General features: G+C 56.0%; 17 protein-coding genes. 3 read left to right on the top strand and 14 right to left on the bottom strand.

The window, feature by feature from the left end:
- Positions 1-202: 202 nt before the first annotated feature.
- Genes HH216_RS19305 through HH216_RS19290 form a run of 4 tightly spaced genes read right to left on the bottom strand, consistent with a single transcriptional unit; the run spans position 203 to position 3,677 of the window.
- The gene (locus HH216_RS19305; protein WP_169552292.1) at positions 203-1,105 is read right to left on the bottom strand and encodes a serine/threonine-protein kinase; all 903 of its coding nucleotides are present in this window, start codon (positions 1,103-1,105) and stop codon (positions 203-205) included.
- 2 nt (positions 1,106-1,107) lie between these two features.
- The gene (locus HH216_RS19300) at positions 1,108-1,923 is read right to left on the bottom strand and encodes a hypothetical protein (RefSeq protein ID WP_169552291.1); all 816 of its coding nucleotides are present in this window, start codon (positions 1,921-1,923) and stop codon (positions 1,108-1,110) included.
- Positions 1,920-2,912, bottom strand: a complete 993-nt coding sequence (locus tag HH216_RS19295) for a vWA domain-containing protein (protein WP_169552290.1) — start codon at positions 2,910-2,912, stop codon at positions 1,920-1,922. Before HH216_RS19295 ends, HH216_RS19300 begins: the two co-directional genes overlap by 4 nt.
- A 30-nt stretch (positions 2,913-2,942) precedes the next feature.
- Positions 2,943-3,677, bottom strand: a complete 735-nt coding sequence (locus HH216_RS19290; protein ID WP_169552289.1) for a J domain-containing protein — start codon at positions 3,675-3,677, stop codon at positions 2,943-2,945.
- Positions 3,678-3,832: 155 nt separating this feature from the next.
- Between HH216_RS19290 and HH216_RS19285 the strand changes: the two genes are divergently transcribed.
- The 3 genes from HH216_RS19285 to HH216_RS19275 all read left to right on the top strand — a co-directional run bounded on the left by HH216_RS19285 (position 3,833) and on the right by HH216_RS19275 (position 6,059).
- Positions 3,833-4,315 (top strand): eCIS core domain-containing protein, encoded by a 483-nt coding sequence (locus HH216_RS19285; RefSeq protein ID WP_217371872.1) that lies wholly within the window; start codon positions 3,833-3,835, stop codon positions 4,313-4,315.
- 52 nt (positions 4,316-4,367) lie between these two features.
- Positions 4,368-5,012 carry a hypothetical protein gene (locus HH216_RS19280; RefSeq protein ID WP_169552288.1) on the top strand — a complete coding sequence of 215 codons (645 nt, stop codon included), beginning with the start codon at positions 4,368-4,370 and terminating at the stop codon, positions 5,010-5,012.
- 132 nt (positions 5,013-5,144) lie between these two features.
- Positions 5,145-6,059, top strand: a complete 915-nt coding sequence (locus HH216_RS19275; RefSeq protein WP_169552287.1) for a hypothetical protein — start codon at positions 5,145-5,147, stop codon at positions 6,057-6,059.
- A gap of 116 nt (positions 6,060-6,175) precedes the next feature.
- Here the strand turns inward: HH216_RS19275 and HH216_RS26190 are convergent, their stop codons facing one another.
- The 10 genes from HH216_RS26190 to HH216_RS19230 all read right to left on the bottom strand — a co-directional run bounded on the left by HH216_RS26190 (position 6,176) and on the right by HH216_RS19230 (position 14,682).
- A complete protein-coding gene (locus HH216_RS26190) occupies positions 6,176-6,388 on the bottom strand; it encodes a hypothetical protein (RefSeq protein WP_254448516.1) in 213 nt (70 codons plus the stop codon).
- Positions 6,373-7,560 carry an ATP-binding protein gene (locus tag HH216_RS19270; protein WP_254448515.1) on the bottom strand — a complete coding sequence of 396 codons (1,188 nt, stop codon included), beginning with the start codon at positions 7,558-7,560 and terminating at the stop codon, positions 6,373-6,375. Before HH216_RS19270 ends, HH216_RS26190 begins: the two co-directional genes overlap by 16 nt.
- A gap of 12 nt (positions 7,561-7,572) precedes the next feature.
- The gene (locus HH216_RS19265) at positions 7,573-7,752 is read right to left on the bottom strand and encodes a hypothetical protein (RefSeq protein WP_169552286.1); all 180 of its coding nucleotides are present in this window, start codon (positions 7,750-7,752) and stop codon (positions 7,573-7,575) included.
- Positions 7,752-8,243 (bottom strand): hypothetical protein, encoded by a 492-nt coding sequence (locus HH216_RS19260; RefSeq protein ID WP_169552285.1) that lies wholly within the window; start codon positions 8,241-8,243, stop codon positions 7,752-7,754. Before HH216_RS19260 ends, HH216_RS19265 begins: the two co-directional genes overlap by 1 nt.
- 1 nt (position 8,244) lies before the next feature.
- On the bottom strand, positions 8,245-9,102 hold the full coding sequence (locus tag HH216_RS19255; RefSeq protein ID WP_169552284.1) for an OmpA family protein: 858 nt from the start codon (positions 9,100-9,102) through the stop codon (positions 8,245-8,247).
- Between the two features lie 9 nt (positions 9,103-9,111).
- Positions 9,112-9,528: a type VI secretion system tube protein TssD gene (gene tssD / locus HH216_RS19250; RefSeq protein WP_169552283.1), complete on the bottom strand. Its 417-nt coding sequence runs from the start codon at positions 9,526-9,528 to the stop codon at positions 9,112-9,114.
- A gap of 29 nt (positions 9,529-9,557) precedes the next feature.
- The gene (gene tssD / locus HH216_RS19245) at positions 9,558-9,956 is read right to left on the bottom strand and encodes a type VI secretion system tube protein TssD (protein ID WP_169552282.1); all 399 of its coding nucleotides are present in this window, start codon (positions 9,954-9,956) and stop codon (positions 9,558-9,560) included.
- A 166-nt stretch (positions 9,957-10,122) separates the two neighbouring features.
- Positions 10,123-11,496, bottom strand: a complete 1,374-nt coding sequence (locus tag HH216_RS19240) for a DUF5458 family protein (RefSeq protein ID WP_169552281.1) — start codon at positions 11,494-11,496, stop codon at positions 10,123-10,125.
- A gap of 49 nt (positions 11,497-11,545) precedes the next feature.
- Positions 11,546-12,004: a hypothetical protein gene (locus HH216_RS19235; protein ID WP_169552280.1), complete on the bottom strand. Its 459-nt coding sequence runs from the start codon at positions 12,002-12,004 to the stop codon at positions 11,546-11,548.
- A gap of 191 nt (positions 12,005-12,195) precedes the next feature.
- Entirely contained in the window at positions 12,196-14,682 is a 2,487-nt protein-coding gene (locus HH216_RS19230) for an ATP-dependent Clp protease ATP-binding subunit (RefSeq protein WP_169552279.1), read from the bottom strand.
- Positions 14,683-14,702 lie beyond the last annotated feature (20 nt).

The raw sequence follows: 14,702 nt of genomic DNA, 5'->3' as shown, positions 1-14,702 counted from the left end.
CTGTGTAATCAGACGAATCACAGTTCAAGATTATCTGAACTATGATTCGTCTGACGACACTGATGGACTGTGATTAGAAAAAATCAGCGAAATCTGTGTAATCAGATGAATCATAGTTCAGGATTGTCTGATTACATGATGGGCTGTGATTCAAAAAATCAGGGTAATCATCTAATCAGATGAATCACAGTTCAAGACAAGACTACCGATGACTCACTAGCAGCTTTTTTAGCGCGATAATGGCGCCCGGATCGCTGTGGAGCGCGTATTCGAGCAGGCCAGCCCGCATCGAAACGGCCTGCGACCGTAAGCTGCGCAGCTGCTCCCAACGCGTCGCGGAAAACGGTTGCTCGACGGTTTGGGGGGATAGAAATAGACTGTCGGCGTCGGTGAAGAGGTCGGGGCTGACGCTTAGCGCGTGTAACTCCAGCGACAGGGCCAGTAGACTGAAATCGTCGAGGTGCCGGTCGAAAAGATCGAGCGTCCGGGCGGGGTGCCGGTAGGGGAGCGTGCCCAGTTCGGTAGCGGTTAGCCCGTCGAGCATGGGTACGTAAAAGCCGTCGTAGTCGATCAGCGTCAGGAGCCCGTCAGGACCGACGAGGATATTGTCGGGTTTGAGATCGCCGTGGGCAAACGGCTGATTGATAAGCCAGTGCGCCAGCTTGTCGAACCGCCGGGCCAGTTGATTTAAGGCGTCTTTATTTTGGTCCTGACACAGATTCGCTACGTATCGGGCCAACGGTTGCCCGTCGACCCAGGGCATCGTTACCAGATCAAATTCCCCCGCCTGTCCGAAACGCGTATCGACCCACAGCTCGTCGGTGTGGTAGGTGAATGGAATCAGGTAATGCGGAAAATGGTCGGCGATGTAGCGGGCGATGAACCAGAGTCGGGTTTGTCGTTGCGGTTCGGCGCGGAGAAAGCAACGCACCGCCACCACATGCCCCGTCCGGCAGTCCTGCATCCGAAACACCACGGCAAAGTTGCCGCTGCTGAAATACAGTTGCCCATCGGGTCGACGTAGCGGTGTCAGGTGGTGCAACGTTTTGAACGTGTCGGCCGACAGTTCGATGGCCTGTATGTATTCGCTGATGGATGGATACATGGTCACGCGTCGATCAGCAGACAGGTATAATCATCGACGCCCAGCAACTGTTGCCGGCGAAGCTGTTGGGTATAGGCCAGAAACGCATCCGTCGACGACAGGGCGTTGCGCAGTGGGTTCCACACCAGTTCATCAAATTGCCCGGTTCTGTCTGTCCAGTAAGTCAGGTGCGTCTGCGCCCGCTGTCCCAATGCTGTAGGCTGTTGTGCCACTGCCGCTAGCGACGCCGTATCGCCCGACAAAGCCGCGTAGGCCATCAGCACGTACTGCCCCAGTGTGTCGGTGAGCAGGGCGTATTGCTGCCCCGGCTGATGCGACCACACGCCCGACTGCATACCTGCCGCTTTCGGAAAGTCCAGCCAGTTCAACAGGTACGGGGCTGACTCGAACTGGCGCAGGTCAGCATTTGCCGCCTGTAGTTCGCCCGTAGCGGATTGGTAGCAAACCACAACCGCGTCGCCGTAGATGAGCCAGTACAGTTGCGTATCGCGCTGATGGAGTGTCGCCAGCGTTGCCCCGGAACCTTCGTACATGAATTTGTAGCCGATAAACGGATCGGCTTTGGCGCGGGGCTGGTAGCGGTCGAAGAACGGTTTCCAGTGGCCATCCAGCCAGGTGCTCAGCGCAGTCAAATCTGCGAACGGATGGGCTGGTACGTGCCGGACGAGGTGCTGTGCCCATTCGCCGACGAAGATGCCCGTTCCCCCGGCACCGTCGGCCACGGCCCAAATGCCCGCCCGGTCGTCGGCGCGGGTGGCATCCTCATTGTCGAGGTAGGTGGGGGCTTCTTTGCCCACCGATTGCCAGCGACTGTTCACGGTTCCGGCGACAGGTTGGCGATGAAACTAGAATTGTGCTGCGTGGGCGTGCCGATGTTCATGAACTTGACCAGCGCATCCATATCGGCGTTACTGCACATACCCACGTAGCTCGTCCGCTGATCGAGGCCGAACAGGCTGGCGATGTCGGCGTGGTAGGGCGCGGGCATCTCGCTCGACATATCGTACAGCAGCCGTGCGTACTGATCGCTGCCCAGATCGTCGGCGCGGGCCGGAAACAGGATGCTTTTGCCCCGCTCGTCGGACACGTGAATGTTCATCAGCAGGACGTTACCGTCCATTGAGCGCAGTGCCTTCAGCCGTTCGCAGCAGGCCAGCAGTTCGTCGGCCGTGGCATCCGTCGCGACGCCATCGGTGATGTTGATGACCGTGGGAGGATAGACGTCGTTGCCCTGCTGTGCCACCAGCCATTCCCGCACCAGCGACTCAGCCAGGCAGATTGCGCTTTTCATAGGGGTGCGGTAGTTGTGCACCGCGTTGAGCCAGACCGGCCGTTTTTCCGTGACTGTCATCGACCGCCCCCGGATACTCCGCTCGACTGTCACTTCATCGACCCGGATGGTAGCCCCGGCCAATTCAGCGGGCGACAGAAAGAACTTCCCCGCCATAGCGCCCGACCAGAGCGAAACGGCCTGCTCGTCGTTGAGGCCGCCGTAACCGATGAGTGCAATGTCGTAGTAATGCCGGACCTCGTCGCCTTTCTGACAGCGCAGCACCAGTTCCAGCAGCGTCTGATTGACAATCTGCGCTACCGCTGCCGCCTTCGACAGCACCCGCCCCCGGTAGGTTGTCCGCTCGTCCATCGACCCCGATTGGTCGATCAGAAACAGGAAGGCCGTGGGGGACTGCCGCATGATCTGCGCCGAGTACGGCCGGGCTTTCAGGGGTGTTTGCAGGACGGTGTCCAGCGCCTGCTGCCATTCGGCAACGGGCAGGGCGGACGAGGGAACGGGGGATTGATCGTGCATGGCGGTAGTACGCAAGTTACGGCGGTTGCCCTACCGTTGCAACTGCGCCAGCTGCTGCGTTAACTCCCTGTGCATCCGGGCAAAATGCGCCGTCAGGTCCGTCCCGTCGGTCATGTACTGGTACGCTGATTCGGCTTTTAGTTGCTGAATTTCGGCCTGCAACGCCTGCTGCCGATCGGTGAGCCGCTGTAGCCACTGCTGGAGTGCATCGACGCTGTACGCCGTGTCGTCCTGCATGAGAAACAGCCGCCCGGTGGTCAGGTCCTGCACCAGCCGCCGGACGGTGGGTAAGTCCTGTCGTTGGTAGGCATCGTTGAGCTGCATCATAAAAGCCGTTGCCTGCGCCATACGGTTGGGGTCGGCCGCGTGCCGGTCGGGGTGGGCCAGCGTAACGGCCTGCCGGTAGAGCCGCTTGAGTTCATGCTGCGCCGTTTCCGCCAGGTCGACCGGCTGATGCGCAATGGCATCTTGGATAACCTGGTTGGTTTTGTCGAGCCGTTCCTGCCAACCCCGCGCGGCTTCCGCATCACTTCGCCGACCCGTCTGCCACGCCCGTCGCTGCGCAAGCTGCAATTGCACCGCCAGCAGCTGCGTCAGCAGATCGCCCACCTGCCCCCGCAGCAGCCGGTAATACTGCTCGATCTGGTACTGACACCCTGCTTTGTCTGTCTCCAGTTGGGCTACCGTGTCCTCCAGCGCCCGAATCTGCGCCAGTAGTTGTGCGGTGGCGGGGTGGAGTGTAAGCGTGGTGTGTTGAGCGATCATGGTTACCAAAGATACAGGAAAGGTCCGCTCAGTAAATAGCTGATTATGAGTAAATAATTTACCTGCCGTTTGTTTGAAAAGTGAGGATGACCGCTTGCCGGGACGGGTTCTTTTGACAACCTTGTCAACACGGTTTTGAAACCCGTCGATCACCTATGTCATACCCGTCCAGTACTTACCAGCCTGCTCATGCCCGCACTGTTTCCCCGGCATCATCGCCGTCGAGCGGTGGAACGAGGACCACCGTGTTACAGGCAAAAATCGACACGAGTCCCCGGCAGGTGATGCAGCAAAAGCGGGTGGCTATCCTGAAAGGGGCAATCATCCAGCGGAAGGGGTTGCCGGCTGGGCTGAAAGCCGGTATCGAGCAGCTTTCCGGCATGTCGATGGATGACGTACGGGTGCACTATAACTCAGCAAAGCCGGCTGGGGTAGGCGCACTGGCGTACGCACAAGGCAGCGACATCTACCTGGCTCCGGGTCAGGACCGCCACCTGGCTCACGAAGCCTGGCACGTAGTCCAGCAGCGTCAAGGGCGCGTTAGGCCTACTATTGATGTGAATGGAATGGCTGTTAATGACAATGTTCAGTTAGAGCGTGAAGCCGATGTGATGGGAGCACGGGCGAATGGCGGCTGATTTTTTGCTTTGTTAGATTGTAATTTTTTGATGAATTTTTAAGTATAATCTTATGAAGTCATTTGTGGGTTTATCAAAAGGCTCGACTAGCCTATCTAATGCCAATTCAATTCAACGGGTCAGTGAGTCAGCTAAAACGATTGAAAGTAATCGGCCGCAGCTGATTACGCAACGAAAGTTGCAAGAGGTTGCCAACAGGTATAAACAACCTGGAGCAACAGTTCAGTTGCGAGGTGGAAAAGCTAAACTAAAACATACTAGTGCGAACTGGCGGGGGCTTCCCCAAAATCTACAAACGCACATGATGAGCGTTGATGGGGGGCAGGCTCCTACGGGTTTACATGCGTATGCAAACGGTGCGCTGCCAGACGGAGCTATACTTCTGAAAAGAGTAGGTGGTATCAATTCGGTTCATCAAATCTGGTGGACTACCAGTGCTGGTGGCGATACATGTAAGTGGAGTACCATGTTCCCGGCTAATTTGACGGAACCTATGGTTACAGCTATCTTACAAAAAAGGCTTAGTCAACTAGGTAATACAGTTGATTGCTCGAAATTAGGTTTACCATACAGTGGAAAGATTAAGATAGAGTCGGCTGGAGCTACATATTTTCCAAGTTTAGGAATAACTCCGCAAAGCAAGGATGAAACAATTACTGTTGGTACTAGAACCTACACCGTTGCCAACCACAACTAAGTGCCATTGATAAAAACGTCGGCTGTTTTGATAGTTGTAGACAGAGCAGTAACGCGTTGCAAAATATGCGTTCGAATGCACCCAGTGCAAAGTATACTTTTTAATGATCTCGTTAGCTTTAATCTGTAGTCTATGAAGTCGCTTGGAATAGCTAAAGTAGCAAATAGCCGGCCTAGCGCTGACAGCATTCAGCGCGTCAGTCAAACCAGCAATCTTTTTGTCGATAACCGCGCACAAGCGGTTGCTCAGCGGCAATTGCAGGCTAACATTAATAACACGGTAGTCAAATCCGTAATGCAGCAGCGGTCCAGCGTTGAACCAGCAGCACGAAGCGTTGCGCAGTTAGCGAAGCGTACGTTAAAAGATAGATCCGAGAAACTGAAGGTAGGCCATACAAAATTATCCGCTATGCGCCGAGCGGCCAGAACCCTGCGCATAGAACGGAAACGGGGTAAATGGACTAAAAAGAATTTATTGGCAGCTACCATAAAGCATAGAGGATGGAACTTTACGGTACATCTGCAAAGTGCAGGCATGGGTGGAAAACATCCACTTTTTGGGGGTGTTTCCGCTGCCCATACAGAGCAACAGTTCCGCGCTTTAGTTAACGGTAAGAATCAGATTTTGAAAGGATTTATCAACGAACTGCTGGCTGAACAGAATGAAAAAACATTAGGTAAAACAGAAGAATTGAATACCAGAAGTATATTTTCTACTAACCAGGCCTGTAATAAAAATCCTAGTATGCCATGTGGTTGTGAGTCAATTCACGAACATGATATGGCTATGAAAAATGGCAAAATGCTATACGCCGTGGATTATACAACCGGAGGTCACAAAGGTAACATGACTCATAATGCGCAAAAAAATATGTTTGAGAGCGAAAGTAAGAAGAAGGGAGAAACCAGGCTTCGTCGGTCTAACTCTTTTGATATTCACATAGATTCGAACGCATTCCGGGGGAAAGAGATGAATAATCTGACACTGTCAGATTTGAAAAAAGCGATTACTCTTGACTTGGAAACGAACAAGCAATTGACATTTTAAGTAACAAAACGATACAGAAAAATCGAGCCGTAGAGACAAATATTTTTCAGACTATTGGCCAATTGTTACCGTGTCAGGTAGCTGCGACATTAGATTGATTTGCGGGCTGAGATACGCTAGTACCGTCGATTCGTACTCTTGGCTATATCTTCCAGCGTCTTCCCCGATTTGTGGAATTCTTTTTTGAGACCTGTCAGGATATCGTCCTGACGGATGGGGCGGTGGTGTTGCGACGCTGCCAGCACACAGTAGCGTAGCACGTTGATGATTGCTCCGCCCGCGATGGTATATTTCTCGGCGATGCTCTCAAAGTCTACATCTTTAGCCAATTCATAGGGGCCGTTGAAGGCCTGTTTCCAGAGCTGCGTGCGCTTGCTGGTGTTGGGGGGGGGAAGTGAATAATCGACTGAAAGCGACGCGCGAAGGCCTCGTCGATGTTGTCTTTGAGGTTGGTGGCCAGAATCACCACGCCGGGGAAATCTTCTATGCGCTGTAGCAGGTAAGCGACTTCCTGATTGGCATGACGGTCGTTGGACGAGTTGGTCTCGGAGCGCTTTCCGAACAGGGCGTCTGCTTCATCAAAGAAAAGAATCCATTTGCGACTCTGGGCTACGTCGAAAACTCTCCCTAAGTTTTTCTCAGTTTCGCCAATGTACTTCGACACGACCATAGATAGGTCGATTTTGTACACGTCCAGCCCGGTCGAGCGGCCGAGCAGACTGGCGGTTAAGGTCTTCCCCGTGCCGGGAGGGCCATAAAACAGCGCCCGGTATCCCGGTTTAAGGTACTTCTTCAGGTGCGCGTCTTTCATCAATTCATCCGCCTGATCGATCCACGATTTGATTTCCATCACTTCGGCCATCACGTGCGACTCGATGACCAGATCGGACCAGTCCATGTTGGTTAAAACGAGACTGGCGGGGAAGTCGGGGCTGAAGTTGGGCTTGCTGAATTCGCCGGTGGTCAAGTAAGCGACATAATCGGGTGTCAGCAGTAGGGGGGCGCTCAAGGCCGGTTCTTCAGGATCGGCTACGCTCAGCCGGATTATGTTCTTTCGCAGGAGGACCGACTCATGCAGCAGCATCGTTTGTAACCGGATGCGCCGTTGGATATCGTCGCCTGCCAGCAGGAATAGCGCCGTTTCGCCCGTGGGGAGAAAGCCACTGTGATTTTTGCCTTTAATACCGCCGAATTCGGTAAAGCCCCGGTCGTAAGCGGTATTCCGAACAAAAAAATAATCGAGCAGTTGCGGGCGGATGTGCGGGGTCAACGTCAGAATGAGAACCAGGCGTTCGACGGCGTTCAATCCGTTGCTGATAAGCAGACGACCGTAAGGAGACGGATCGTCGCTAACATCGGGCATAGGAATATCTTCGACGGATTCGTAGTCGCACTCGGTCTGAAAATACAGACTCATACGTGTACTGATCACCGCTTCCAGCCACTCAAGTTCCTGCTGGATCAGCGATGCATTGGTAATGATATGAAGTACTTCTTCCAAAACTAGCCGTCGTTAGGTATCATTCGTATTGGCAAAGCCGCTGGTCTTCTGTTGCAACTGCTCAATCGCCTGCTGTTGCGTGTGCATGGGCTTGCGGTAGCGCAGGTAAGCGATGCCCCAGCCCAGCGTAAAGGCGGCTCCCAGCAAAAACAGCATCTCGAACAGCGCGACCCAGGGGTTTAGCGAATTCATCAGGAAAGCAGATGGGTATAGTCCAGGTTGTTGCCCCGACGCATCTGTTCCTGCCAGCTGCGCAGCTCGTCCCAGCGTCCGTCGGCGGCCAGACCGGCCTGACCGGGCCAGGTAACGGGGTCGTACGTAAACAAAAGCGGTCCGTGTTCGGCCAGCACCCGGCGTACCGTCGTGACGGGCGTCTGGGCCAGTTGCTCAAAGCGAAAAATGCCGATGCCGTTCAGGATGGCTTCGGCTTTCGCGTTGACGCCCGCGATCTCCTTCAGGTCGTCGCTGCCGGGCGTCACGACGAATACTTCTTCGACCTCAGGTTCGATGATCTGAATCACATCAGACTCGGCCTGTAACAGTCGCCGGGTAGTCATCAGGTCACGCAGACGCTGTTCGTAATACCGGCTGAAGATCAGGTACCCCAGCAGAGCCGTTCCCTGTAGCATCAGGAAATGCAACAGACTGGCGTTCTGGAGGTGGTACGGATTCAGATCGAACATACTAGCGTTGGTCTACCACCAGCGTTACGCGCCGGTTCGCTTCGCGGCCTTCGGGTAGCGCGTTCGGCGCAATGGGGTTTTTATCACCCATCGCCACCACCGTAAACTGGCGGTTGGAAACACCCTGTTTTACGAGCTGATCCCGTACCGCCATTGCCCGCGCCCGCGACAGCCGGAGGTTACCCGCGACGGTACCCACGCTATCTGTATGGCCCGTGATGCGGAGCCGTTCGCGCGGGTGGATACGCAGATAAGCAACAGCTTCATGGGCGAACCGTTCATTGTCAGGGGTTTGGATGTATTCAGTGCTTCCGGTGGGGAAATACAGCTGAAGCGGGTGAACCAGGTCAACGTAATACTGATGCCGCGCCAGCCAGTCGGCGTCGATGCGGATCGGGACAAAGGCGAACGACAGGGCGCTGGTGGAGTCGCGCACGACCGGAAACGACTCGGCCCGTTGCCCCCGAATCTGTAGCTGCTCCTCGGGGACGTCCGCGTCGAGCAGGTAGTCTTGCACGGCCTGCGCCCGCAGCGCGCCGAGGTTCCCCGCCAGTGTTTGGCTGCTTTCGGTGGGGGTGTGGTAGCCCGTCACGATCAGCAGCCGGCGCGGGTTGCGTTTGAGGTAATCGGCCAGCGTGTCGAGGGCCGACCGATTACCCAGGGGGCGCAGATTGCTTTCGCCCTGATGAAACAGGTTGCCGGGTAGCCGCAACCGGAGCTGCGTACCGTCGACAATGCGGACGGGCGGCAGTACCAGTTCGGCCGAGAACCGAATGCGTTTGATGTAGAACAGGTGGACCAGTACGGACCCCGTTACCCACACGCCCAGTACTGCCCACCATGGCCAGAACCTGCTCATACGGACATTTTAACTATTGATCGGCCAGCCCGCGTCGTACTTGGCCGCGCCAACATCAACCTTCTCTGCGGTGATGGAGATGTCGGCGCTGAAATTGCTGGAACCAGCAGGCTGGAATCCCTCCTTATAGCTGGTAATGTAGCCGTTCGTAAATTCAACTTTCCGAAAGACGCCATCTTTGCCCGATTGCCAGAATTCGATCGTTCCATTAATCGCTTTATTCTGAGCATTGATCATCGTATCGATCAGATTCCCACTATCCGTGATTTCGATAGTGAGAGACATATCGCCCGCTCGTACGGCCGACGACGGACGGCCTTTCTGGTCGAAATCCCGGCTGAAAGACGCCCCGAAACCGAGCACGTCGAATTTGTTAGCGCCAATAGTAAGCGTTGATGTAAACCCTACATCTGCTGCATCTGCCATGATCGTGGTACTGTTAGTGGTTAGGAGAATTAGGATTTTTTAGGCCAGCGTTGGTCCAGCACGGCGGTCTGAATGGTGATCTTCTCAGCCGACAGGGTCAACGAACAGGTATAGGCACTACCAGCTGCCGAAAACGATTCCGAATAATTGACGATGTACGCGTTTTCAAAGGCAATCTTGCGTGTTACGCCATCATCACCCGCATCGGTGAATTCCAGTGCGCCTTTGTCAAACGGCTTATTTTGCGAATTGACCATTTGCTCGACCAGCGTTGATTTATCGGTCACTTCGACCGTAAAGGAGAACTGACCGCCCATCACGTGGCTGGATGGCCGCCCTTTCACGTCGACGCTCCGCGTGAAGCCGATGTCTCCGCCAAGAATGTCGTATTCCTGGTCGCCTAGTTTGATTTTACTTGAATAGGGCATGCTGTTGTCTGGATTAAGAGGTATGAATTGATTGGTGAGGGTTTACGATTTAAACACAGAGGAACCGAGACTACACAGAGCGCACAGAAAGAATAAATGATTGTCGCCATTACGTCTCTCTGTTCGCTGTTTTCTCCGTGAGACCTCCGTCCCTCTGTGTTTAAAACTACAACTGACCGTAGTCAGATACCCATTCCGGGCTTTCGACGTCGTCGCCCCGGCGACCGTCGAGTCGGATTACGAAGCTCTTGGCGGGGAAGTACGGCGTCAGCCGGATGTCGAGGTAGATGCGATCTTTCACTTTATCGTCGCGCTCCAGGCGCATGATGCGGAACTGATCGATGAGCTTGTCGGGGCCTTTGATGCTGTCGAGGAACCCGGCAATCTGACGGCGCAGGTCGGCTTCGATCAGCGAGTTCCAGTTTTCGAACGCCCGGCGGTTGAGGAAGTCGAACAGCACTTTCGTGATGTAGTCGAATACACGCACCACCGAGTAGGTCTGTAAGCCCATGTTGTCGCCGTTGAAGAGCGACTTGCTGCCGAAGGCCATTACCCGGCCGTACTCGTCGATCATCGGCACGAGGTTGAGCCGCTCTACGGCCGACAGTTCGCTTTTACGCAGCGGGAACCGCACGCCCGGCACTTCGTTCATACCACCGTGCTTCTTACCCGCCGTTACCTGCGACATCAGCGTGTAGTAAATCTTACCGGCCAGGGCTGCGGAGGGTGGCACGTACAGGTGCTCGGTCTCGCCGACTTCCGCTACTTTACTGCGCCCGACGAGCCAGTTACAGGTCATGACGATGCTCGATCGGAACAGTTCGGCTCCGCTCATGTTTGCCGTGCTGAACAGGTCGATCACGTCGTCGGAGCTTTCCAGATCGGCGAAGTCGGTGAAGAGCGTCACCTTGTTGGCGTGGGCGATTTTACCCCACTTCTCCAGCACGGCGTTCGAGCCCATGTAGCCCGGTACCACCAGCAGCGAGTAGTTCTGCCGTAGGTCGAGCCGGTCGTAGGTCTGCTTCAGCTCGTTGGCCACGTGGTCGATGAAGCGGGGATTATCGAGGTCGGTCAGCTGATCGAAACCGGCGTTCATCACCGATACGTTCGACAGCTTTTCGCCCTCTGTATTTTTATAGAACAGCGACAGTGCCCGATAGCTCGTTTCGAGTTCACGGGTCGTTTCCAGCGCCGTCAGCAGGTTTTTCTGGAGATTCTGCTCCACTTCAGCGGCTTTCTTGTTCGCCGTGTCGAGCATCTCGTTCTGGTTGTCCGACGATTGCAGGACTTCGATCCAGAGCTTGAGTTTTTCCTTCAGCACCGCCCGCTCGTTCGCCTTGGTTTCGTCGCCGAGGTAGATTTTTTTGCGGGCTTTACGGTCGGGGTTGAGGTTCTGCGAATTGTCGATAAAGCTTTCGATAAACGCATAGCCGCCGAAGGCTGAGAGAGCACCGAGGCCGGGGAGGGCGGTGGGGCGACCAACGGCGGTTGAGGGCCGGGCGTCGGCTTTGGTTTTTGGCACTGCTGCTTCGCTTTCCATAGAGGAGAACTGAGAATGATTGAGGGAAAGAAGGTTCTAAAAGGTTGACTTAGGCTTCGACTTTATCGTTTTCGTCGAGCTCGGCCACGAGCGCCTGTAGCGTTTCGATCAGCGCGGCTTTAGCCTCGGGGTTGCTGAGGGCGGTTTGCAGAACACGGTGGCCCTGTAGCCGGCGACCGATCTGGGTGTACTCCTGATACTGGGCATCGGCCGAGCGCAGAAACGGGCTGCGGGCGACCATTTCCTTTACGCGGAAATCGGCTACACTGCGGAACTGCATGGTCTCTTTAACGGGCATCCCGTCGATCGATTCCATCTCGACGTCTACCGCTGGTTTGTAGTGGTCGAACACCGCTTCAACGGTTTTCAGACCGTATACCACTTCGGGGTTGACGGGGGCTTCCTGCGTCAGTTTCTGGGCAAGCAGGGTTCGGTTAAAGGGAATACTGGCAATGCCCTCCGCTGATTCGGGCTTGATCTCGTTGCCACCAATTTCGAAGTCAAACATATTCTTCTGGCTAGATTTAGTTTGGTCAAATCTAGCTAGAAGAGGAGGGGGCGCAAGGCATCTAACCAGCCACGGGGAGTGTTTTCAAACAAACGGTCTGTTTATTTGGATACACCGATTTACATGTTGAGTAAACGGGTTTTGGCCGCTTACTCAGGGCGTAAATTCATGCTGTTTAAGGGCCGTATCGGTCACGATATTGCCCAGGCGAGTTCCCCCGCCGACTCGTTCCAGCCTACGTTGAGCAGGTGGCCTTTTTGCAGTTTTCCGCTGATAATCAGGCGGGAAATGGGTCGGCGGAGCTGATTGCGGATGATGCCGGATAGTGGCCGGGCACCGTATTGCGGGGTGAATCCCTGCAAGGCCAGCTGCCGCCGGGCGTCGTCGGAAACGGTCAGGTCGATACCCTGCTGGTACAGGCTTTTGTGGAGGTGCGCCAGCTGAATATCGAAGATGCGGATGACGTTGGCTTCCTGGATGGGCGAGAACGGGATGATCTCGGTGATGCGGGCCAGAAACTCGGGTCGGAACTGCCCCGCCATACGGCTCATCAGCTGCTGCGAGGTTGGCATACGCCCGGCCTGGAACTCACTGGTGATCCACTCGCTGCTGATGTTGGACGTGAAGATGAGCAGGGCGTTGGAGAAGTCGCCTTCGCGGCCCAGCTTGTCGTTAAGTCGCCCTTCGTCCATGATCTGCAAAAACACGTCGAACACCGAGCTGTGCGCCTTTTCGATTTCGTCAAACAGCACCACCGAGTACGGCTGCTTGCGAATCTTGTTGACCAGCAGACCGCCTTCTTCGTAGCCCACGTAACCCGGAGGGGCACCGTACAGCAGAGCCGCCGAATGCTCTTCTTTAAACTCCGACATATCGAAGCGAATTAGTGCCCGCTCGTCGTTGAACAGAAAATCAGCCAGCGACTTCGACAGCTCGGTCTTGCCCGTACCCGTCGGTCCCAGCAGGAAGAACGAGCCGATGGGCTGGCCGGCCCGTTGCAGGCCACTGCGCGATTCGAGAATGGCGTCGGACAGGGCATGCAGGGCGTGGTCCTGCCCCACGACCCGGCGTTGCAGCACGCTTTCCATCGATAGCAGCCGATCTTTCTCCTGCGCCTGCACCTTACCCATCGGGATGCCGGTTTTGTGGGCCACCACAGCCGCCAGATCGTTGGTCGATACGAGAGCTTCCTGCTGCCCGGCCAGTTCCTGAAAGCGGGTTAGTTTAGCCATGACATAATCGTGGTAGGCTTCGGCGGTTTCGAGGTCGGCGGGGTCGGTTTCGTCTTCCCACTGCCCCAGCAGCACGGGACTGATCTGGTGCGTCAGCAGGGTGTCGAGCCAGCGATATTCGGCCAGGGCGTCTTCGGGGCTCAGGTCCTGCGTTTGCAGGGCGCGAACGTCGGCTTCGAGCTGGGCTAGTTCCGTTGCCGACGTTTCGAGGGCCATGCGGACGGCGGCCATCGTGCGGTCGAGCAGGTCGAGGGCGGAGTCGGGCAGTCGGCGTTCCTTACTGTAGCGTCGGGCCAGCCGAACACTGGTTGGAATTACGTCGGGCTGAATCGTCAGCTGATGGTGCTGTTCGTAGGCCGGAACCAGCCCGCGCATCATCCGCTCGGCCATGATTTCGGTTGGTTCGCCCACCGTCAGCATCTCGAACCGGCGGCTCAGCGCCTGATCGGGTTCGATCAGCTTGCGGTATTCTTCGGGGGTCGTCGCGCCGATCACGGTCAGTTCCCCGCGCGCCAGTTCGGGTTTCAGCAGGTTCGCGACACCATTGCCAGCTGACCCTTTTGGGTCGAGCAGCATGTGGATTTCGTCGATGAACAGGATGCACCGTTCGTACTGTTTGACGTCTTTGATGACGGTTTTGAGCCGGTCTTCCACTTCGCCTTTGTACGACGCCCCCGCAATCAGCGCGCCGGGGTCGAGTTCGAGCAGTACGGCGTTTTTCATCCGGGCGGGTACCTGTCCGGCCACGATCAGCTGCGCCAAGCCGTCGATGAGGGCGGTTTTGCCCACGCCGGGATCACCGACGACCATTACGTTGGGCTTGCTGCGTCGCCCCAGAATTTCGAGCATCGTCCGCATTTCCTGCTTGCGCCCGATAACCGGGTCGAGCTTGCCGCTGCGGGCCTGTGCCGTTTTGTCGACGCAGAATTTGGGTTGCCCGTTCAGCGCTGCCTGTCCGGCCAAGCCGTTCATCGCTGCGCCATTGGTCGACGGATTGCTAACCGGGGGTGTCGATAAGTCGCGCAGGAACCGGTCGAGCAGGTCGCGTTCCTGCAAGGGCAGCGACCGCAGCTGATTAGCCGTAAAGCCGATACCGGGCTTGGTCAGAGCGGCCAGTACGCAGATGATCTCGATGTAATCCAGGCCCAGTTTGATGCGCAGAAAATCGGCTTCGGTCATCACCCGGTCGATGGAGTCGTCGTGGTCGGGTTCGGTTAGGAGCTGGGCCGAGCGGGGCAGTTCTTCCATCCAGACATCCGTCCAGTCGAAGATATAGGCCACGTCGTGCTGCATGGCCGTGAGCAGGGCCGTGCCTCCCACGTCGTCGTGCAGCATGGCCCGTAGCAGGTGAGCCGCCGAAACGGCATCGTTGTGGTATTCGCGGGCGAGGGCGCGGGCGATGTGCAGGGCCTTTTCGACCGATGTGTGGAGGGGTAACTGACGCATGAGTAGGGAAGTTGAGGATG

Source organism: Spirosoma rhododendri, from assembly GCF_012849055.1.
GTDB lineage: Bacteria > Bacteroidota > Bacteroidia > Cytophagales > Spirosomataceae > Spirosoma > Spirosoma rhododendri.
Note: the sequence above shows the minus strand (reverse complement) of the source record. Positions and strands in the feature narration are given on the sequence as shown.